12 protein-coding genes are annotated in these 21269 nt (G+C 55.1%); 10 read left to right on the top strand and 2 right to left on the bottom strand.

Annotated elements, in window-relative coordinates; translation table 11 throughout:
* The first annotated feature begins 74 nt into the window (after nt 1-74).
* From ABD796_RS08890 to ABD796_RS08865, 6 genes are all read left to right on the top strand, one after another.
* A complete protein-coding gene (locus tag ABD796_RS08890) occupies nt 75-941 on the top strand; it encodes a carbohydrate ABC transporter permease (protein ID WP_344906059.1) in 867 nt (288 codons plus the stop codon).
* Nucleotides 942-989: 48 nt separating this feature from the next.
* Complete coding sequence (locus tag ABD796_RS08885) at nt 990-2516, top strand: extracellular solute-binding protein (protein WP_344906056.1); 1527 nt, start codon at nt 990-992, stop codon at nt 2514-2516.
* A complete protein-coding gene (locus ABD796_RS08880; protein WP_344906053.1) occupies nt 2513-3961 on the top strand; it encodes a sulfatase family protein in 1449 nt (482 codons plus the stop codon). The genes ABD796_RS08885 and ABD796_RS08880 overlap by 4 nt, the downstream gene beginning before the upstream one ends.
* A gap of 186 nt (nt 3962-4147) precedes the next feature.
* Entirely contained in the window at nt 4148-6712 is a 2565-nt protein-coding gene (locus ABD796_RS08875) for a winged helix-turn-helix domain-containing protein (protein WP_344906050.1), read from the top strand.
* A 116-nt stretch (nt 6713-6828) separates the two neighbouring features.
* Entirely contained in the window at nt 6829-11157 is a 4329-nt protein-coding gene (locus tag ABD796_RS08870; protein WP_344906047.1) for a fibronectin type III domain-containing protein, read from the top strand.
* Nucleotides 11158-11387: 230 nt separating this feature from the next.
* Complete coding sequence (locus tag ABD796_RS08865) at nt 11388-15635, top strand: fibronectin type III domain-containing protein (RefSeq protein ID WP_344906044.1); 4248 nt, start codon at nt 11388-11390, stop codon at nt 15633-15635.
* A gap of 99 nt (nt 15636-15734) precedes the next feature.
* Here ABD796_RS08865 and ABD796_RS08860 read toward each other — a convergent pair whose 3' ends face one another.
* Both ABD796_RS08860 and ABD796_RS08855 read right to left on the bottom strand, forming a co-directional pair.
* Nucleotides 15735-17117 (bottom strand): sensor histidine kinase, encoded by a 1383-nt coding sequence (locus tag ABD796_RS08860; protein ID WP_379116598.1) that lies wholly within the window; start codon nt 17115-17117, stop codon nt 15735-15737.
* A 2-nt stretch (nt 17118-17119) separates the two neighbouring features.
* Complete coding sequence (locus tag ABD796_RS08855) at nt 17120-17830, bottom strand: response regulator transcription factor (protein WP_344906038.1); 711 nt, start codon at nt 17828-17830, stop codon at nt 17120-17122.
* A gap of 171 nt (nt 17831-18001) precedes the next feature.
* On the opposite strand from ABD796_RS08855, the gene ABD796_RS08850 reads away from it, so the two are divergent.
* The 4 genes from ABD796_RS08850 to ABD796_RS08835 all read left to right on the top strand — a co-directional run bounded on the left by ABD796_RS08850 (nt 18002) and on the right by ABD796_RS08835 (nt 21245).
* Nucleotides 18002-18913 carry an ABC transporter ATP-binding protein gene (locus tag ABD796_RS08850; RefSeq protein ID WP_344906035.1) on the top strand — a complete coding sequence of 304 codons (912 nt, stop codon included), beginning with the start codon at nt 18002-18004 and terminating at the stop codon, nt 18911-18913.
* Nucleotides 18913-19668: an ABC transporter permease gene (locus tag ABD796_RS08845; RefSeq protein ID WP_344906032.1), complete on the top strand. Its 756-nt coding sequence runs from the start codon at nt 18913-18915 to the stop codon at nt 19666-19668. Before ABD796_RS08850 ends, ABD796_RS08845 begins: the two co-directional genes overlap by 1 nt.
* A gap of 3 nt (nt 19669-19671) precedes the next feature.
* Nucleotides 19672-20409 (top strand): ABC transporter permease, encoded by a 738-nt coding sequence (locus ABD796_RS08840; RefSeq protein WP_344906029.1) that lies wholly within the window; start codon nt 19672-19674, stop codon nt 20407-20409.
* A gap of 266 nt (nt 20410-20675) precedes the next feature.
* On the top strand, nt 20676-21245 hold the full coding sequence (locus ABD796_RS08835; protein ID WP_344906026.1) for a beta-class carbonic anhydrase: 570 nt from the start codon (nt 20676-20678) through the stop codon (nt 21243-21245).
* The last annotated feature ends 24 nt before the right edge of the window (nt 21246-21269 follow it).

Here is a 21269-nt window from a genome sequence, read left to right as displayed (position 1 = left end):
CGGCGACGTCGGTCACGGATTACCGGACCTGCCGCGTCCCCGCCACCACGCAAGCAAGGAGAGCTGGAGCTGGTATGAACCAAGTAAAACACGGCAGCCGGCTGTTCGACTTTGTAAACACGGTCGTTTTGCTGATGCTGTCTCTTGTCACCCTGTATCCGTTCTGGGATTCCTTTGTCGTGTCTATCACCCCTCTGAAGGAGTCGTTGTCGACGAGCCTGCACCTGTTTCCGCGGACGGTCACCTTCGAGGCTTACCGGCACATCCTGTCGATCAAGCAGCTGTGGTTGTCCTATAGAACCAGTGTCATCGTTACCGTCCTGGCGACGCTGATCAGCATGATCGCCACCACGCTGGCCGCGTATGCGCTCAGCAAGAAATCGCTGCCCGGCGGGCGCTCCATCATGTTCGCCATTGTATTCACCATGATGTTCAGCGGGGGCATTATCCCGGCCTATCTGGTCGTCAAGCAGTTGGGGATGATGAATTCGATCTGGGCGATGATTATTCCCGGTGCGATTCACACGTACAATTTGATCCTCATGCGCAATTTTTTCGAATCCATTCCCGAGGAGCTGGAGGAGTCGGCGCGGCTGGACGGCTGCAGCGATCCGGGCATTTTGATCCGGGTCGTGCTTCCCTTGTCCATGCCTGCCGTCGCTACGGTGTCGCTGTTTTATGCGGTGGCGCAATGGAACGAGTTTTTCACCGCTGTCATGTACATCGTCGATCAAAGGCTGTGGCCTCTCCAGCTGTTCCTGCGCGCGATGCTGATGGACAACGGCGCAGCGGCGCAAACGGGCGACGACAGCCTGTTCCTGATGGGTAAAGCCATCAAAATGGCCACCATCATGATTTCCGTCATCCCGGTCATGCTGATTTATCCGTTTTTTCAAAGATATTTCGTGCAGGGCGCCACGCTTGGCGCCGTTAAGGAGTAGAAGCTTCACACGCATTGAAACCCATACAGAAAGGAATTTGATCTCATCATGAACAAACTGAAAAGAGCCACGCTGCCTGTCTTGATCGCCACGCTAACTGTCGGAGCCGTCGGCTGCAGCAATGGGAAATCGGCGACTCCCGCCCCGCAATCCGATCCCAATGAGGTCGTCAACATCCTGTTTTTGACGCCGGGCGCCGTAAAGGCTGACGCCATGAAGCCGGATAACCGAATCATCGCGGAAATCGAGAAGCGGCTCAAGATCAAGCTCAAGGTCCAAACCGTGCTGGAGAACAACTTCGAAAAAATCAACGTGGCGATGGCTTCCGGCGATCTGCCGGATGTGGTCACGATCAATTATCCGTCTACGTCCGTCAACCAATGGATCGATCAGGGGTTGATCGTGCCTCTGAACGACTATTTGCCTTCTCTGCCCACGCTAAAAAACCGTCTGGAGGGCAGATACAGCTGGACCGCGGTAGACGGCAAATTTTACGGTTATCCGTTCATTGAGGAGCAGTCCAACGTCACGATGACCTACCGGGCGGACTGGCTGGAAGCATTGGGCCTCAAGCCGCCGCAGACGCTCGATGAATTTTACGAAGTGCTCAAGGCGTTTAAGACGCAGGACCCGAACCGCACCGGCAAAAATGACGCCTATGGCTTTACCGCCCAGAAGACGGCCGGCTATAACACGTCGTTCAACTTTGTCCACTTCGCCTACGGACTGCCGCACGGCGACTGGGTGTTGGACGAGAAGGGCAAGCCGGCCCCGATCTTCGAGCACCCGGCCTTTAAGCAGGGCTTGACTTATTTGCGCAAGCTATGGGATGAGAAGCTGATCGATCCGGAATTCCTGCTCAATGACACCCAGAAGCGCGAAGAGAAATATTACCAGGGCAAGGCCGGGGTCATGGGAGCTCCTCTTTTCCGAAATCTGAACAGGCTGGAAACGAATCTGCAGAAGGTCAACCCGCAGGGCAAGCTGGGCTTCGCCGCGCCTCCGGCCGGACCTAACGGGAAGCGCGGCATGAATATAGCGCCGAAAAGCGGCCTGTTCACCGCCGTTACCAAGCATGCGGCCAATCCGAAGCGGGCGGCGGAGTTCATCGAATTCATGCTTTCCAGCGAAGGCCGCTCTCTGCTGGAGCTCGGGATCGAGGGCATCCATTATACGAAGGATGGAGATAAAATCGTCTATAACGAAGAGGAACGGGCAAAGGATGCGTTCGATCCGAACGGCTGGTCCCACCCGCTCGCTTGGGGAAGCGTCGTCTACCCGCTGACCGAGAACTACTTACCGCAGGCCGAGCCGCAAATCGTCAGAGCCCGCGAGTCGGTGAAGATCGCCACCGAGAATATCGTGCCGAACTTGACGAACAATACGACGAATGAAGAAGTGGAGCTGGGCGGCGTACTTAATGAACTGTTCAATCAATACTACATCGATATCTTGATCGGAAAGAGAGAGATTGACGCCGGCCTCGCCGAGCTGTCCAAGAAGTGGCGCGAGCAGGGCGGGGAAAAAGTGCTGGCCGCCGTGGCCAAGGAATACGAGGCGCAAAAGAAAAAATGAGCCACTCCACTCCTGAGAATAAGCAGCCGAATATCGTCTTTATTCTAAGCGATGATCAGGGCGCCTGGGCGATGGGCTGCGCCGGAAACCCGGAAATTCGCACGCCCAACCTGGATCGTCTGGCCGCGGAAGGAACCCGCTTCAGCAGTTTCTTCTGCACCTCGCCCGTATGCTCTCCGGCCCGAGCTTCCCTGCTGACCGGACAAATTCCGTCGCAGCACGGCGTGCACGACTGGATTCGCGAAGGCAATGCGGGCGAGCGTCCGATTCAGTACCTGCAAGGGCAGATTGCTTACACGGAGCTGCTGGCCGCCGCCGGATATACGTGCGGCCTTAGCGGCAAATGGCACCTCGGAGACAGCGCAGCACCGCAAAAGGGCTTTTCCCATTGGTATGTGCATCAAGCGGGAGGCGGCCCCTATTACGGGGCCTCGATGATCCGGGACGGCCGGCCGGTCACGGAGCCGGGCTATCTCACCGAGGAAATTACGAGCGACGCGCTGGATTTTTTATCGCGACAGGATGGGGGCACTCCCTTCTACCTCGGCGTCCACTACACCGCTCCGCATAGCCCGTGGATCGACAGCCATCCGAAGGAGCTGGTCGACGCTTACGCCGATTGCCCCTTCGAATCCTGCCCCCAGGAGCCGAAGCATCCTTGGTCGATCCGCACGGCGCCATGGGCCGACGATCCGCGCGAAAACCTGAAGGGCTACTTCGCCGCGGTAACGGCGATGGACGAGCAGATCGGCCGCATTCTGGACTATCTGGACGATGCCGGACTGCGCGAGCGAACGCTTATCTGCTTTCTAAGCGACAATGGCTTCAACTGCGGTCATCACGGCATTTGGGGCAAAGGCAACGGCACGTTCCCGCTCAATATGTTCGATACCTCGGTCAAGGTGCCGGCTCTGTTCAGCCAGCCCGGGCGCATTCCGCAAGGACGCGTCTGCGACGAGCTGGTGAGCGGCTACGACTTCATGCCGACGCTTCTTGCCTATGTCGGCCTTCCGCTGCCGGAGACCGAAGTGGCGCGGCTGCCGGGCAGGAGCTTTTTGGAATTGCTGGAGGGCCGCGAGGGGGCGTCGCGGGAGCACGTTGTCATCTATGATGAGTACGGTCCCGTTCGCATGATCCGCAGCAAAAACTGGAAATATGTGCATCGCTATCCGTACGGCCCGCATGAGCTGTATGATCTGGCTGCCGACCCCGGGGAACGCCGCAATTTGGCCGAAGGGGCGTGGCCGGAGAGGCAGCCAGACATCGCTGCCCGTCTGATCGAGCTGCGCGGGCAGCTGGCGAACTGGTTCGCGCAGTATGCCGACCCGGCCCGCGACGGCTCCCGCGAGCCAGTTAGCGGCTTGGGCCAGATCGACTTGGCCGGCACGGCCGCACAGGGGCGCTCCGCCTATGTTCCTCCTTACCCGAATCAAGACGGGGGATGAGCGGTATATCCATACCCGCTCATTTCCTAATCCCCCCTATTTGCCTTCACCGCTAACACACCGCAAAAGTGCTACCCGCCGGACTGTATTTCGCCGATTCAGTGGATGACGTCGACAGGAAAATGTAGAAAAACGTCGAATAATAGTAACAAGACATGAACTGAGCTTTACTCCCGGAGGATTTACATGATCATAAGTACGAAGCTTCGTATCCCCCACGTGCGTAAAGCTTTGGTAACCCGACCGGCGCTTATGCGCAAGCTGAATGAGGGAATGAAGAGCAAGCTGACGCTTGTTTCGGCGCAGGCCGGTTATGGGAAAACCACTTTATTAAGCGAGTGGGCGAATCAATGCGGCGTGTTTGCAGCCTGGGTCTCGTTGGACCAGAGGGATAACGATTTTACTCAGTTTTGGGGCCTCGTCACCGCTTCGATCCAGCTCGGGGTTCCGGATTTTGGTAAAGCGGTTCACAATTATCTTGAAAAAGGTCCTTCGGTAGCCATGGAGCATGCCATCCCGGCATTGCTGAATGAGTTAAATGAATTAACCGACGAACAGGTCATCGTTCTGGACGACTTTCATTGCATAGAACTTCCGGCAATCCACCAATCTTTCATCTATTTTCTGGATCACCTTCCTCCGCATATTCATCTTTATCTCGCCAGTCGCACCGATCTGACCATACCGACCGCCAGGTTTTTGGCCAAAGGGGATTACCAGCGGATTCCCACGCACGAACTGCGGTTCCACTTGGATGAGGGGATCGTCTTTTTTCGGGAGACTGCCGATTTACTCCTGACGGTCGAACAAGTGACGGAACTTTTTCATCAGACCGAGGGGTGGATCAGCGGCCTACAGCTGGCGGCCATTTCTCTGAAGCGAAGTGAAAACATAACCGAGACGATTCGTCGATTTAGTGGTCGGCAGCAGCATATATCGGATTATTTGCTGGAAGAAGTTCTTCAGTATCAATCGGAGTCCACGTTTACCTTTTTATTGGAGACGTCCGTTTTAAGCCGGATGAATCAATCCATTTGTCAGGCAGTCACCGGTCAGGAGAACAGCCAAGAGCAATTGGAAAAATTGGAAAAAATGAATTTGTTTCTGATTCCGCTGGATGACCAAAGGGAGTGGTATCGTTACCATCAGCTGCTTTCCGACTTTTTGCAGCATCATTTGCTCCAGAGAGATCGCGGCCTGTGGATACGTTCACATCTTCGTGCAGCCAACTGGTTGGAGGACCATGGCCTTGACGAGGAAGCGATAGAGCATTACTTGGAGGGAGAGCAGTTTGCCGATGCCGTTCGGCTTATTGAGAAGCATCTCCACAGGTTGGTTCAATCGAGAAGCGTGGCGCTCCATAGATGGGTTTCCCGATTGCCGGATAACGCCTTTGCGCATAAGCCTATGATGGAAATGTTCTATATATCGGTATTGCTGGGAGTCGGAGAATGGGAAGCCGCTTCCCGAAGAGTGGAGCAAGCTGCAGCCCGGTTTGAAGCGATGCAAGGAACTTGGGGGGACACGGAATGGAAGCGGGCCATGGGCAACATTTCCTTCTTCTGTTCGATTATCGCTTACCTTCAAAAAGATTTAGCGAAAACTTCCGATGATTTCGAACGGGTCGAACAGTACATACCGGAGGGCAGCTTCTTTCAAACGATGGGACGCAACCGGTATCAAGGCTACGATCTGTTTGACGATCATTTGGCGTACATCAACGATCTTCATGCGGCTCAAGCCTTCCTGGAGAAATGGTCCTCCATTTTGGGGAGCAAGGAGTCGTATCCGTTTGCCGGTCTTGTACTAGCTTCTTACAGCAAGCTTCTGTACGAATGGAATCGGCTGGAAGAGGCGGAACGGTATGCGAGCCAAGCGCTGCAACGACGGGATCTACTGCCCTATGCGCGGATTTTGCAGCAAGTGGCGTTTAGCGCTTCAAGGATCCAGCAGGCGCTCGGACATGCCGACCGGGCTTCGGAACTGCTCTCGCAAGTCAAGCTGCAGATCGATTCCCCCGATTATGAGCTATTCCTGCTGAATATCGAGGCGGAACAAGCGTGTCTTTCTCTACGGCAGGGTTCGTCCGAATACGCGATGGATTGGCTGGGGCGTTGCGGGCTTTCGCATACCGATGAGATTTCGATGAATCGGGTTCAGGAGTACTTGGCATTCGCTCGGGTGCTTGCTGTGTGCGAACGGACGGAGAATGCGCTGCATGTGCTGGAGCGGTTGCATCGATTGTTGAGCAAAGAGGATCGTCTCCGGGATCGGATCAAAGTTCTTGTTTTGCATAGCGTGACGCTTCAACGTTCAGGACATACGAAAGCAGCTCTTGTCAAGCTGGAGGCCGCCTTGCAGTTGGCAGAGCCGGAGGGGTATATCCGCAGCTTTATAGACGAAGGAGGTGTAATGAAGGAGCTGCTATCCGCGTATGTGAACGTACAGCAAGGCCAAGCCGGTCTGCTTGGGCATACGGGACATTCCTTTCCGGTTACGCCGGCTTATGTAAAGCAACTGCTGCAAGCTTTGCAGCTCGTGTCGGCAAAGGAACATGCTCCTAAAGGGCGATTAACCGAACAGGAAACGAATATACTGCTGTTGATCGCGGAAGGATTGTCGAACAAAGAAATCTCCCGTCGCCTGAACATCGCCGATGAGACCGTAAAGTATCATCTTAAAAATGTGTACAGAAAACTAGGAGTCAACAATCGCGTTCAAGCAGTACAGCAATCCCAAAAATTCACGTAAGGAATGATAATATCCCCCCCGTTTGGGGGATTTTTTTTTCATTGAAATAGTCTTAAAGTAGGAAAGTATTGATCCAGGTTACTCAGAGGATCGATGAGAGGAGAAAGAGGTAACGTATGAATCCGAGAAAAGCAAAGCAGGTTATGGGCAAATGGTTTGTATCGGGCCTTATGCTGTTGATTGTATGTATATTTGCGATCCCGGCACAAGCGGCCGAACAATGGAGTCAATATGGACAGATAGGAACAGTTCGAAGCATAAATGCAGGGGGATTTAATTATCCGTCCGGAGTGGCGGCGGACAGCAGCGGAAATATATATATAGCCGATTCGGGAAACAATCGCATACAGAAATGGACCGCAGCTACGGGGTTGTGGAGCGAATGGGGAGCGGGCGGAGGCCAATCCGGAACAGAAGCGGGACAGTTTAATAATCCAAAGGGAATAGCAGTAGACAGCAGCGGAAATATATATGTCGCCGATTCGAGTAGCAATCGCATACAGAAGTGGACGGTAGCTACCGGAAATTGGACCACTTGGGGAAAGGCCGGCGGTACATGGGGAAATGGGCCGGGAGAGTTTTTTTATCCCCAAGGTGTGGCGGTAGACAGCCAAGATTATGTGTATGTGGTGGATACGTATAACCATCGCATACAGAAATTAACTTCAACGGGGGATTGGATTGAATCGTTGGGCGGATCGGGAACTCAATTGGGCCAATTTAGTTATCCGAAAGCAATAGCGGCAGACGGCAGCGGGGATATATACGTGTTGGATGAAAATCGCATACAGAAGCGAACCGCAGCGGGCTGGAGCGAGTGGGCAAGCATTGACCCCGGAGATGGTTTGGGGCAGTTCGATTCTCCAAGTGGATTGGCCGTAGACAGCAGCGGGAATATGTATGTGACCGATCAGTCGAACAATCGCATACAGAAGCGATCCGCAACGACCGGAGAATGGTCCGCATGGGGAAAGAATGGCCGTCAAAATGGAAGTGGGCTAGGCGAGTTTAACGATCCACGGGGAGTGGCGGTAGACAACATCGGGAATGTGTATGTGGCCGATGCCAATAATCATCGTATACAGAAGTTAACCGTAACAACGAATGTATGGAGTCATTTTGGCTATGAGGGGATAACTTACGGTACGGACCCAGGCGGGTTTATTTATCCGAATGGAGTGGCGGTAGATAAAAGCGGGAATGTGTACGTGGCGGATACGGATAATAATCGCATCCAGAAGCGGAGCGCAGACACGGGACAATGGACCGAGTGGGGAAAGAGCGGCGGCCAATCCGGAAATGAATTGGGCGAGTTTACTTATCCGAATGGAGTGGCGGTAGACAGCAGCGGAAATGTGTATGTGGCGGATTCGGATAATAATCGCATCCAGAAGCGGAATGCAGACACGGGACAATGGACCGAATTGGGAAACCAATATGGAGGTGAGTTAGGCCAGTTTGCTTATCCAACGGGAGTGGCGGTAGACAGCAGCGGAAATGTGTATGTGGCCGATAAGTATAATCATCGCATCCAGAAACGAAACGCAGAGACGGGACAATGGACCGAGTGGGGAAAGAGCGGCGGCCAATCCGGAAATGAATTGGGCCAGTTTACTTATCCGAATGGAGTGGCGGTAGACAGCAGCGGAAATGTGTATGTGGCGGATGCGAATAATAGTCGCATCCAGAAGCGGAATGCAGACACAGGACAATGGACCGAATGGGGAAAGAGCGGCGGCCAATACGGAAATGAATTGGGCGAGTTTGCTTATCCGAATGGGGTGGCGGTAGACAGCATCGGAAATGTGTATGTGGCGGATTCGGGTAATAGTCGCATCCAGAAGCGAAACGCAGACACGGGACAATGGACCGAATGGGGAAAGAGCGGCGGCCAATCTGGGAATGAATTGGGCGAATTTGATTATCCCATGGGAGTGGCCGTAGACAGCCGGGGAAATGTGTATGTAGCCGATCCGGAAAACAATCGCATCCAGAAGCTGACTATGACGGTTGAACCGGATGCGCCTACGGGTGCAAGGGTAGAAGCGGGAGACGGACAAGCGGTCGTCAGCTTTACGACACCTGCCTATGATGGAGGAAGTGCGATCACGGGCTATACCGTAACGGCCAATCCGGGTGGGATCACCGCTACCGGAGCGAATAGCCCGATTGTCGTGACGGGTTTAACGAATGGAATCAGGTATACCTTTACGGTGGTTGCTATGAACCAATTAGGGAATAGCGTGGCTTCTGAAGCTGCCAGCGCAACACCGCAAGTGCCGGCGCCCGGAGCGCCGGTCCTCCAGTCAGCCGTAGCAAGCAATGGGCAAGTCACGCTGGCTTGGAATCCGGTCAACGGTTCGACAGGGTACAAGGTATTCCAGAGCAACAGCTCCGGAACGTATGGAGCCGAGATAAACACCGTAAGCGGCGCCGTATACAGCTATAGCGCCACCGGCCTGACCAACGGCACCGCGTACTACTTTGTCGTGAAGGCGACCAACGCCGGAGGGGAAAGCGCGATTTCCAACGAAGTGAGCGCTACGCCGCAAGTACCGGCACCTGGAGCGCCGGTTATTCAGTCTGCCGCAGCGGGCAATGGAGAAGTCACGCTGGCCTGGAATCCGGTCAATGGTTCGACAGGATACAAGGTATTCCAGAGCAGCATCTCCGGAACGTACGGAGCCGAACTCAATACGGTTAGCGGCGCAGTGTACAGCTACAGCGCCACCGGCTTGACCAACGGCACGATATACTACTTTGTCGTGAAAGCGATCAACGCCGGAGGGGAAAGCGCGACATCCAACGAAGCGAGCGCTACGCCGCAAGTGCCGGCGCCTGAAGCTCCGGTCCTCCAGTCTGCCGTAGCAGGCAATGGGCAAGTCACGCTGGCCTGGAATCCGGTCAACGGTTCGACAGGGTACAAAGTATTCCAGAGCAGTATCTCTGGAACGTATGGAGCCGAACTCAGCACCGTAAGCGGCTCGGTGTACAGCTACAGCGCCACGGGCCTGATCAACGGCACCACGCACTACTTTGTCGTTAAGGCGATCAATGCCGGAGGAGAAAGCGCGATTTCCAACGAAGCGAGCGCTACGCCAAAGACCGTCCCGGGAACTCCGACGGGTGTAACGGCCATCGCTGGCAGCAGTCAAGCTACGATTTCGTTTACGGCACCTGCGGATAATGGCGGAAGTCCCATTACGGGCTACGAGGTAGCTTCCACCCCCGGCAACATCGCCGTTACGGGAACGACAAGCCCAATCACGGTAACCGGCTTGTCGAACGGCCTGACCTATACCTTTACGGTAAAAGCGATCAACAGCGTTGGCGGCAGCACGGCATCCGCTGTCTCCAATGAAGTCACGCCGAAGTCGTCATCCGGCAACAACGGCAGCGATGGCAGCGGCAACAGTGGAAGCGGAGGCAGTGGCGGAGGCCCGGCTTCCTCCAGCAACAGCACGGTTACTTCCACGGACGGCAAGCTGACGATACCTGTCGGCAGAGGCGGCAAGGTTAGCTTGGGAGATACGGTCACGATCGTAATTCCTGCCCATGCAACGAGCAAAGAATTGAAAATAACGGTAGAGAAATTATTGGATTATCAAAAGCTTTTAACTGACAAAACGGTTCTGGCCAGCCCGGTCTTTGAGATTTTGAAAAACCTTACAGAAAATTTCAATAAACCGGTAACCGTTACTTTAGCTTTTGACCCGACTGTATTGAAAGGCAGTCAACAGCCCGTCGTATTCTATTATGACGAGGCCAAGCAAGTATGGGTCGAAGTGAAGGGCGGCAAGATTCAGGGATCCACGATTTCCGTAGATGTAGATCACTTTACGAAATTTGCGGTATTCGCTGTTGATCCGGAAGCTGCTGTGAAAGTACCGGAGACGAAGCCGGCGATTAGCTTTAGCGATATAGCCGGACATTGGGCCGAGGCGAACATCAAGCAGGCGGTAAGCGTGGGAATCGTGACAGGCTATCCGGACGGGACGTTTAAGCCCGGGAAAGCCGTGACGCGCGCGGAGTTTGCGGTGATGCTGATGAATACGCTGAAGCCGCAAGGGGAAGGGAAGGCACTGACCTTCACCGATAAGGCGAATATTGGAACATGGGCGCAGAAAGCCGTAGCGCAAGCCGTGCAGGCAGGAATTATTCAAGGGTATGAAGACAATACGTTCCGAGCGGACGCGGAAATGACGCGCGCGGAGATGTCGACGATGATCGCGAAAGCGCTCGGCTTAACGATCGAAGCGAATACGGCAACCGGCTTCGCCGACGAAAAGGACATTCCGGAATGGGCGAAGGGTGCCGTGGCAGCCAATAAGAAATTGGGCATTGTAGAAGGCAAAGACCTAAACCGGTTTGACCCGAACGCGAAGACAGTAAGGGGAGAAGCGGTGACGGTTCTACTGAAGGTGCGGTCGCACCAAAGCAAGTAAGCGGCTGCTCGGAGCAGGTCGTAAGGTTTCTAACCTTCACGTAAAGAATTGATAAAATACCCCCCGATTGGGGGATTTTTTTTTCATTGAAATAGTCTTAAAGTAGGAACGTATTGGGCTAGATTACAAGCCGGCATTGGAGCAGAGGAGCTGCTGCAAAGGCTATCCGGCGAACCAGGGTAGGAGTAAGGCTAGAGCAGATGATGATCAAAGAGAGGAGTAAGGAATATATGAATTCGAGAAACGCAAAGCAGGTCAAGCGCAAATGGTTCGTTTGGAGCCTTGTGCTGTTCATGGTGTGTGTATTTGCGATCCCTGCACAAGCGGCCGAGGAGTGGAGTGCGCTTGGCAATGAGGGGGGCGAGCCAGGCCAGTTTAAATTTCCGGATGGAGTAGCGGTAGACCGTGACGGGAATGTGTATGTGGCGGATACGTCGAACCATCGTATCCAAAAACAGACTGCATCGACAGGAGAGTGGAGCTTTTGGGGCAAGAGCGACAACAGCGCTGGATTTAACGAGGGCGAGTTCAATTCTCCAAAGGGAGTGGCCGTTGATGGCAGAGGAAATGTGTATGTCTTGGATGACAATTACGGTCATATCCGCAAGCTGAATGTGGACACGAATCAGTGGGAAAAACTCTATCCGACTATGGGGTTAAGCGCTCCGGGCGGAGTGGCGGTAGACAGCCTTGGCAATGTGTATGTGACCGATTGGACGATGAATCGCATCCTAAAACTAACGGTAGAGACGGGACAGTGGACCCTATTGGGGGGGACGGCAGGATATGGTAGTGGACTAGGCCAGTTTAAAGCTGCCTTCGGAGTGGCGGTAGACAGTCAGAACAATGTGTACGTGGCGGATTCACAAAACAATCGCATCCAGAAGCAAGCGGCAGGGACGCAAACGTGGGTCGTATGGGCAGGTGGTACTATTGGGAGTCTGCCAGGCCAGTTTTATAATCCCTTCGGAGTGGCGGTAGACAGCCACGACAATGTGTATGTAACCGATCAATACAACTACCGCATCCAAAAGAAAGATGCCGTGACGCAACAGTGGAGCGTATTGGCAGGTGGATATGGGAATGGGCCAGGCCATTTTAATACTCCAAACGGAGTAGCGGTAGACAGCCGCGACAATGTGTACGTGTCCGATACGAATAACCATCGCATCCAGAAGCTGACGAAGTTGGTTGCGCCGGATGCGCCTACGGGAGTAACGGCTACCGCGGGGAACGAACAAGCGACCGTCAGCTTTACGTTGCCTGCCTATAACGGAGGAAGGGAGATTACGGGGTATAAAGTAACCGCCAATCCGGATGCGTTCACCGAAACGGGTCAGATCACCGCTACCGGGACGGATAGCCCGATTGTAGTCACAGGACTCACGAACGGCACGACCTATTCGTTTACGGTAGTCGCTACGAACAGTCAGGGGGATAGCGTCGCTTCCGCGCCTGCCAGCGCGACTCCGCAAGTTCCGGCGCCGGGCGCTCCGGTCCTCCAGTCTACAGCAGGAGACGGACAAGCGACGCTCAAGTGGAATTTGGTAAACGGAGCAACAGGCTACAAGATATTCCAAAGTAATGCCCCCGGAACGTATGGAGCGGAACTCAACACCGTCAGTGGATCGGTATATAGCTACAGCGCCACCGGTCTGACGAACGGCACCCCGTATTACTTTACCGTGAAGGCGGTCAATGCCGGAGGAGATAGTCCAGCCTCCAACGAAGTGAGTGCGACTCCGCAAGTTCCGGCGCCGGGCGCTCCGGTCCTCCATTCTGCTACGGCAGGCAATGGACAAGCGACGCTGACGTGGAATTTGGTGAACGGAGCAACAGGCTACAGGGTGTTCCAGAGCAATACCCCGGGAACTTACGGAGCCGAACTCGGCAGCGTCAGCGGCTCGGTATACAGCTACAGCGCCACGGGTCTGACGAACGGCACCACGTACTACTTTACCGTGAAGGCGACCAATGCCGGAGGAGATAGTCCGGCCTCCAACGAAGTGAGCGCAACGCCGCAAGTTCCGGCTCCGGGAGCTCCGATCCTCCAGTCTGCTACAGCAGGCGACGGGCAAGCGACGCTGACGTGGAGTTCGATAAACGGAGCGAACAGCTACAAGGTGTTCCAGAGCCAGATTCCGGGAACGTATGGAGCGGAACTCAATACCGTCGGCGGATCGGAGTCCAGCTACAGCGCCACGGGTCTGACGAACGGCACCACGTACTACTTTACCGTGAAGGCGATCAATGCCGGAGGAGAAAGCGCGGCTTCCAACGAATTGAGCGCGACTCCGCAAGTGCCGGCGCCCGGAGCGCCGGTCCTCCAGTCAGCCGTAGCAAGCAATGGGCAAGTCACGCTGGCTTGGAATCCGGTCAACGGTTCGACAGGGTACAAGGTATTCCAGAGCAACAGCTCCGGGACGTATGGAGCCGAGATAAACACCGTAAGCGGCGCCGTATACAGCTATAGCGCCACCGGCTTGACCAACGGCACCACGTACTACTTTGTCGTGACGGCAATCAATGCCGGAGGAGAAAGCGCCGCCTCCAACGAAGTGAGCGCCATGCCGCAAGTTCCGGCGCCTGGAGCTCCGGTCGTTCAGTCTCTCGCAGCAGGCGACGGGCAAGCGACGCTTACATGGAATCCGGTAAGCGGGGCAACAGGCTACAAAGTATTCCAGAGCAAGACGGCGGGAACGTACGGAGCCGAACTCAACACGGTTAGCGGCTCGGTGTACAGCTACAACGCTACGGGTCTGACGAACGACACTGCATACTACTTCGTCGTGAAGGCGATCAATGCCGGAGGAGATAGCTCGGCCTCCAACGAAGTGAGTGCGACTCCGCAAGTTCCGGCGCCGGGCGCTTCGGTCATCGAGTCTGCTACAGCAGGCAATGGACAAGCGACGCTGACGTGGAGTCCGGTAAACGGAGCAATAGGCTACAAAGTATTCCAGAGCAATACCTCCGGAACGTATGGAACCGAGATAAGTACCGTAAGCGGCGCGGTTTACAGCTATAGTGCCACGGGTCTGACGAACGGCATCGCGTACTACTTCGTCGTGAAGGCCATCAACGCCGGAGGAGAAAGCGCGGCTTCCAACGAAGTGAGCGCTACGCCGAGAACGGTCCCTGGAACGCCGACCGGCGTAACGGCCGTCGCAAGCAACGGCCAGGCAACGATTACGTTTACGGCTCCTGCGGATAACGGCGGAAGTCTCATTACAGGCTTTGAGGTGATCTCCAGTCCGGGCAACATCGTGGTAACCGGAACCGCAAGTCCGATTACGGTAACCGGCTTGTCGAATGGAGTAACCTATAAGTTTACGGTGAAAGCGATCAATAGCGTCGGCAGCGGCGCATGGTCCGCTGCTTCCACCGAAGTAACCCCGAGATCGTCAACTGACAGCGGCGGTAATAACGGCAACAATGGCAACAACGGCGGCGGAAGCGGAGGCAGTGGCGGAGGCCCGGCTTCCTCCAGCGACAGCACAGTTACTTCCACGGACGGCAAGTTAACGATACCTGTCGGTAGCGGCGGCAAGGCTAGCTTGGGAGATACGGTCACGATCGTAATTCCTGCTTATGCAACGAGCAAAGAATTGAAAATCGCGATTGAGAAATTATTGGATTATCAAAAGCTTTTAACTGACAAAGCGGTTCTGGCCAGCCCGGTCTTTGAGATTTTGAAAAACCTTACAGAAAATTTCAATAAACCGGTCACCCTGACGTTCATGTTTGACCCAACCGTGCTGAAAGGCAGTCAACAGCCCGTCGTATTCTATTATGATGAGGCCAAGCAAGTATGGGTCGAAGTGGAGGGCGGCAAGATTCAGGGGTCGACGATTTCCGTAGATGTAGATCACTTTACGAAATTTGCGGTATTCGCTGTTGATCCGGAAGCTGCTGTGAAAGTACCGGAGACGAAGCCGGCGATTAGCTTTAGCGATATAGCCGGACATTGGGCCGAGGCTAACATCAAGCAGGCGGTGAGCGAGGGAATCGTGACGGGCTATCCGGACAGTACGTTTAAGCCGGGGAAAGCCGTGACGCGCGCCGAGTTTGCGGTGATGCTGATGAATACGCTGAAGCCGCAAGGAGAAGGGAAGGCACTGACCTTCACCGATAAGGCGAATATTGGAACATGGGCGCAGAAAGCCGTAGCGCAAGCCGTGCAGGCAGGAATTATTCAAGGGTATGAAGACAATACATTCCGGGCGGACGCGGAAATGACGCGCGCGGAGATGTCGACGATGATCGCGAAAGCGCTCGGCCTAACGATCGAAGCGAATGCGGCGACCGGCTTCGCCGACGAAAAGGACATTCCGGAATGGGCGAAGGGTACCGTGGCAGCCAATAAGAAATTGGGCATGCTGGAAGGCAAAGACCTGAACAAGTTCGATCCGAATGCGAAGACGGTACGGGCTGAAGCGGTGACGGTTCTGCTGAAATTACGGGCGCACCAAAGCAAGTAAGCGGCTGCTTGGTATTGGCCGCTGCGTGATCTGACATCCATTGGGAATAAGAGCAGTTGTTACAGAGGTTGTTCCTCTGCGACAGCTGCTCTTTATCGTTTACATGAGGGCAGGAAGCCGGATTTCCGCTGTCCATCCTTCGCCGACATCGCTGGACAGGTTTAAGGATCCTTGGTGTGCCTTCGCGATTCGGGCCGTCATCGGCAGCCCCAGGCCGTGCTCATGCGAGCCGGGACGCTTTCGTTTCGAAGAGTAAGGCAGCTCAAGCAGCTCGGACAGCTCGCTTCGGGCTTTTCCTCGGCCGTCGTCGGATACGAAAAAGCTGCAAGTACAAGCGTCGGTATCCAGCGTTGTCCGCAGCCGGATCTCGCACCCGTCGGAGTTATGTTTGATGCTGTTGTGCACCAGATTGGACATGGCGCGCAGCAGTAGTCGTTCATCGGCCATGACCTGGGCGTTTTCGTTCAATTCGTCGATTTCAAGCCTATAGCGGGGGTCCAGTCCGTTATTCAGCATATCCGAGGCGATCTGCCGGGCCAATGCCGCCAACCGGACCGGCTTCGGCACCAGCGGCTGCATGTCGTATTCCAGCATGGACACTAGGTTCAAATCGCTTACTAGGGAACGCAGTTTTTCGGCCTGACGGCGAATGACCCCGGCATGTCCTCTCTGCTGATCGGAGATACGGCCATCCTCCTCCAACTCGCTTGCATAGCCGAGCACCATGGACAATGGAGTACGGATGTCGTGCGAGATGCCGGCGATCCAGTTGGAGCGGGCTTCGTCCCTTGCTTTTAAAGCGTCGTTCTTGCGACGCAGCAAATCCGCGGCATGATTGACGCTTCGCGCCAAGTGCTCCAATATTCCCTTGGGCTCTACATATGCCGGCTGGTCCTTGGCCAGAGCGTGGATGGCTCGCGTCAGCGGACGAATGGAGCGGACGAGCCTGGAGCCGATCAAGAGCGACACCAGCAGCGCCAGCACGATGTTGCCGATCAGCAGGGACAGTGCCCGCAGCGGCAGATTCTCGACCCAGCGGGTGGGAAGAATATGCTGGTATTTGGCCAAGCTTCCCTGCGGGTAGCCGATCACGACAAGCCCGGCTTGGTGTGCCCATACGAATACGGGATAATCGTTCAGGTAGCGAAGGGAAAACTTCGCTACATCGGTTACGGAATAGCGATTGGGGAGGTCGTCGGGCACATGATGCCGCCAGATGACTTGTCCCGACTCGTCCATCAGCATCGCCCACACCTGCAGATGATCGAGCGTCTTTTGGGGCGTAGCCTCCAGCGCGTACGCGCCATCGACAGCATGCAGCCCTTCCGCTACGCTTTGCACGACAGACGCCGGCGATTTCCCTTCGTTCATGCCTTTGCCGATCCAGACAAGCAGCAGGACAAGGTTGAGCAGCAGCAACGAGATGGATATCAGCATAGTGGCGCCGACAAACCGTTTTAAAATACGATGGGTGCCTTCGATCGCTAGTCCCCCTTTACCAACAGCTTATAGCCCAAGCCGCGAACGGTCAGCAGATGCTCCGGACTGGAGGGAGCTTCTTCGATCTTCTCACGAATCCGGCGTATATGGACCATTAGCGTATTCTCATAGCCGTAATAATCGTCGCTCCATGCCGCTTGGCATAAGGCATCGTTCGTCACGATGCGGTTCCGGTTCTCGTAAAATTTGGACAATAGGGCGTGTTCCTTGGCCGTAATAGGGTACTCGCTGCCATTATACCGCACCGTGCCGCTTTCCAGATCGACGACCCGGTCGCCCACCTGAAAGACAGGTCGCTGCTCTTGCCGCGGAGGCGCATATACTCTGCGCAGAATGGCCGTCAGACGCAAAACCAGTTCCCGGGGCAAAAACGGCTTGACCATATATTCATCCGCGCCGAGCCCGAGACCCAATAAGCGATCCGCGTCCTCGCCCCTGGCCGATAAAAAAAGAACCGGCACGTCCGACAGCTGCCGGAGGGAAGCGAGCAGGGAGAACCCGTCGCCGTCGGGCAGCATAATATCCAGAATCACCAGATCCGGCTTGACCGACTGGCAAAGCTCCAGCGCTCCCGCGCAAGTGGAAGCTTGATAGATGCGGGTAAACCCTTCCTTGCGTAAAAATCCGTCCACCATATCCCGCAAGTCGCGTTCGTCGTCCACGATAAGCAGCTTCCTGCTTTTGAAATCCTCCATATGCCATCCTCCCTTTGTTTAGTATACCTTGCTTTTTTCGTCCGGCGATCCGTATCGTTGCGTTTTCGCGCGATTTAAGGCTGCCGTAAGGTTCGCTTCAGCTTGATGAAAGACGGGACCGTTACCATGAAGATACAAATATAAGGGCCAGCCCGGTAGGAGACGACGACAATGAGTTCCATCGTAGCCACGTATAATCTTTGCAAGCGATACGGCAATACCCATTCGGTGCAGGATGTCAACTTGTCCGTGCAAGAGGGGGAAATTTACGGCTTTCTGGGTCCCAATGGCGCGGGGAAATCCACGACCTTGAAAATGATTCTGGGACTGGCGCATCCCACCGGAGGGACAGTCACCGTGTTCGGAAAAGAGTTTGCCGCGAACCGCCGCCATATTTTGCGCCAAACAGGCTCTCTGATCGAGTCGCCTTCCTATTACGGCCATCTGACCGGGCTCGAAAATATGCGCGTCGTTCAGCGGCTGCGCAACGTGCCGGATCGGAATGTATCGGAGGCGCTGGCGATCGTCCGTCTGGAAAAGCAGAAAGACAAAAAAACGTCGCAATATTCGTTGGGCATGAAGCAGCGTCTGGGCATTGCCATGGCTCTGCTTGCTTCTCCGAGGCTGCTCGTCTTGGACGAGCCGACCAACGGCCTGGATCCGGCGGGAATCGGGGAAATTCGCGAGCTGATTCAATCGCTGCCCCAGCGGTACGGGATGACGGTGCTGCTTTCAAGCCACCTGCTGTCGGAGATCGAGCAGATCGCTACGTCGGTGGGCATTATCAATCAGGGTAAAATGCTGTTTCAAGGCAGGCTGGACCAGCTGCAAAACAGAAGCAGGCCGGCGATTTCGATCAAGACGCTCAAAAATGAGGAAGCGGAGAAACTGCTCGCTGGCAAGGGCTATGCACCCGCAGTACAGGGAGACACGCTCCGGCTGGAAAGCTTGACGGATGTCCAAGTTGCGCAGATCAACCGGGATTTGACGCTGGCGGGCATCGGCGTGCTGCGGATAGAAGAACATAAGCGGAACCTGGAGAGCATTTTTCTAGACCTTACCGGAAAGGAGCACAGCCTTTAATGAAAGCATTCGGTCTCGAATGGTACAAATTGCGCCGAAAGCGCCTGTTTTTGATGGTCCTATTGCTGGCCGGCGTAGAGATGGCGTGGGCTTTTATGGCGGCGAGCATGTCGATCTCCCGCATCCCCGATCAGGCCGAATGGGAGCCGGTTGTGGCGATGGTCGCTTCCTTGAACGGTTTGTTTGCACCGATCTTGGTCGCCGTCTGCGTCTCGCGAATATGCGATATGGAGCACAAGGGAAATACATGGAAGCTGCTGCTGTCGGTATCGGCCAAGCGCGGGCAGCTCTATGCGGCCAAGTACGGCTGCGCATTCCTGATCATGGCGGGGGTCTGCCTTGCGCAAGTGTTGGCGATTGCGGCTTTCGGCGCCGCTCATGGATTCGGGCAACAAGTTCCCTTTGTGCTGCTGGCGCGGTTTTTCATCGGCACGGTGATCGCTCATGCGGTCGTGATCGCTGTGCAGCAATGGTTGTCCATGGCGGTAAAAAACCAGGCGTTCGCGCTCTGTCTCGGCATGCTCGGCGGGTTCGTCGGCATGGCGGCCGATTTGTTTCCGGCCGGGATACGAAGCCTGCTCCTCTGGTCGTACTATACGGGTTTAAGCCCGATTGCCCAAAGCTATGCGAATGACAACGTGCAGTTTATGGTGAGGGAACCGGCTGCGGGCGTACCGATCATGGCGCTGTTGATCGCGGCGGGCCTCGTTCTATATGCGGCGGGGAGCATTCATGTTTCCAGGCAGGAGGTGTAGGGGATGCAACTGCTAAAACAATGCATAAGCGCCGAATGGCTGAAGCTGCGCCATTCCCATCTGTGGGCCGTCCTGCTGGCCCTGCCAGTCGTAAGCGCGCTGATCGGCTGCGCCAACTTCTCGATCAACAGGGGAGCTTTGAGTCATGAATGGTACAGTTTGTGGTCCCAGGTCGGTTTGTTTTACGCGGAATTTTTCTTGCCTACGCTTATCGCCATATGCTGCGCTTATTTGTGCAGACTGGAGCATTTGAACAAAAATTGGAACACGATAATGACGGCGCCCGTACCGGCGTCCGGCATTTTTGCAGCCAAGCTTGCCGTAGCGGGCATGCTGATGGCGGGGGTCCAAGCGTTGATGTTTGTACTCTATTACATCGGCGGAAAAGTCATTGGACTCGTATCACCTCTCCCGCCCGAGCTGTTCGGCTGGCTGCTGCGCGGTTGGCTGGCGGCGGTTGCGATCTGCAGCCTGCAGCTGGCGTTGTCGCTCAGAATCCGCAGCTTTGCAGCGCCCGTCGGCATCGGCTTATGCGCCGCTTTTGCGGGGCTGGGGATGTATGTATTGAAGGCGGGACTGCTGTTTCCACATTCGCTGCTGACGATCGGAATGGGCGTGCTCAGCCAGACGAGTCTTTCGTTTCGCGACCAGCTTCTGTTCTGCATCATGAGTCTGCTTTATGCCGCAGCGTTCGGCGGGTGGGCGATCTACCGGCTGCGAACGTCCGACGTTACGGCGTAAAGGCGTAAAGGAGTGCGGAAAGGAGCTTTGTTGCCCGAACCCGGGGCACGGCTCCTTTTTGGCGATTATTGCAGGTTGGCGCCTTTAGGCAGCGGTTATGGCGAAACAACTGCTGTATGCAGCAAGCCTGTTTTTGTTAAAAAAACGTAAAATTCACTCGTACGGCAGGCATTGTTTTGCTACGAGGGGCGATGGAATGGTAAAATTGAAACACAAGATTATAGTATTGCCGGATATACAAACCGCGCATGCAAGGAGGCCACGAGATGTCTATCGTTCCAAGCTTATTGGAGGTTAACCGGAAATTTGTCGAAGAGAAACGGTATGAGGACTACTTAACGGACAAGTATCCGGAGAAAAAAGTGGCGATCCTGACTTGTATGGATACGCGGCTGAGCGAGCTGCTGCCGAAGGCTTTGGGGTTGAAAAACGGGGACGCGAAGTTTATCAAGAATGCCGGCGCCATATTGACCCAGCCTTTCGGGAGCGCCATGCGCAGCATCCTGGTGGCGGTGTACGAGCTGGGAGCGCGTGAGGTTATCGTGATCGGCCATCACAGCTGCGGCATGACCGAGATAGAACCGGGTCGGATGGTGAGCAAATTCGTCGAGAACGGCATCGACCCGACGGTAATCGAGACACTGGAAAATTCCGGAATCCGCATGGAAAAGTTTTTGCGCGGTTTTGAGCGCGCAGAGGATGGCGTTATGCACAGCGTCAAAATGATCCGGAGGCACCCTCTCTTTCCGAAAGCGGTGCCTGTGCATGGCTTCGTGATGGACCCCGAGACGGGGGCGGTGGAGGTCATCGTCGAGGACTACCGGGAAGAAGCTTGAAAATTTTACGGTACGTAGCGTCGT

This window comes from Paenibacillus hodogayensis (genome assembly GCF_039536325.1).
Lineage (GTDB): Bacteria > Bacillota > Bacilli > Paenibacillales > NBRC-103111 > Paenibacillus_AB > Paenibacillus_AB hodogayensis.
The sequence above is the reverse complement of the archived record's forward strand: the minus strand, read 5'-3'. Positions and strand labels throughout refer to the sequence as shown.

Coding starts and splice junctions, on each gene's coding strand:
- ABD796_RS08890 (WP_344906059.1), top strand. CDS start 75: ATGAACCAAGTAAAACACGGCAGCCGGCTGTTCGACTTTGTAAACACG.
- ABD796_RS08885 (WP_344906056.1), top strand. CDS start 990: ATGAACAAACTGAAAAGAGCCACGCTGCCTGTCTTGATCGCCACGCTA.
- ABD796_RS08880 (WP_344906053.1), top strand. CDS start 2,513: ATGAGCCACTCCACTCCTGAGAATAAGCAGCCGAATATCGTCTTTATT.
- ABD796_RS08875 (WP_344906050.1), top strand. CDS start 4,148: ATGATCATAAGTACGAAGCTTCGTATCCCCCACGTGCGTAAAGCTTTG.
- ABD796_RS08870 (WP_344906047.1), top strand. CDS start 6,829: ATGAATCCGAGAAAAGCAAAGCAGGTTATGGGCAAATGGTTTGTATCG.
- ABD796_RS08865 (WP_344906044.1), top strand. CDS start 11,388: ATGAATTCGAGAAACGCAAAGCAGGTCAAGCGCAAATGGTTCGTTTGG.
- ABD796_RS08855 (WP_344906038.1), bottom strand. CDS start 17,830: ATGGAGGATTTCAAAAGCAGGAAGCTGCTTATCGTGGACGACGAACGC.
- ABD796_RS08850 (WP_344906035.1), top strand. CDS start 18,002: ATGAGTTCCATCGTAGCCACGTATAATCTTTGCAAGCGATACGGCAAT.
- ABD796_RS08845 (WP_344906032.1), top strand. CDS start 18,913: ATGAAAGCATTCGGTCTCGAATGGTACAAATTGCGCCGAAAGCGCCTG.
- ABD796_RS08840 (WP_344906029.1), top strand. CDS start 19,672: ATGCAACTGCTAAAACAATGCATAAGCGCCGAATGGCTGAAGCTGCGC.
- ABD796_RS08835 (WP_344906026.1), top strand. CDS start 20,676: ATGTCTATCGTTCCAAGCTTATTGGAGGTTAACCGGAAATTTGTCGAA.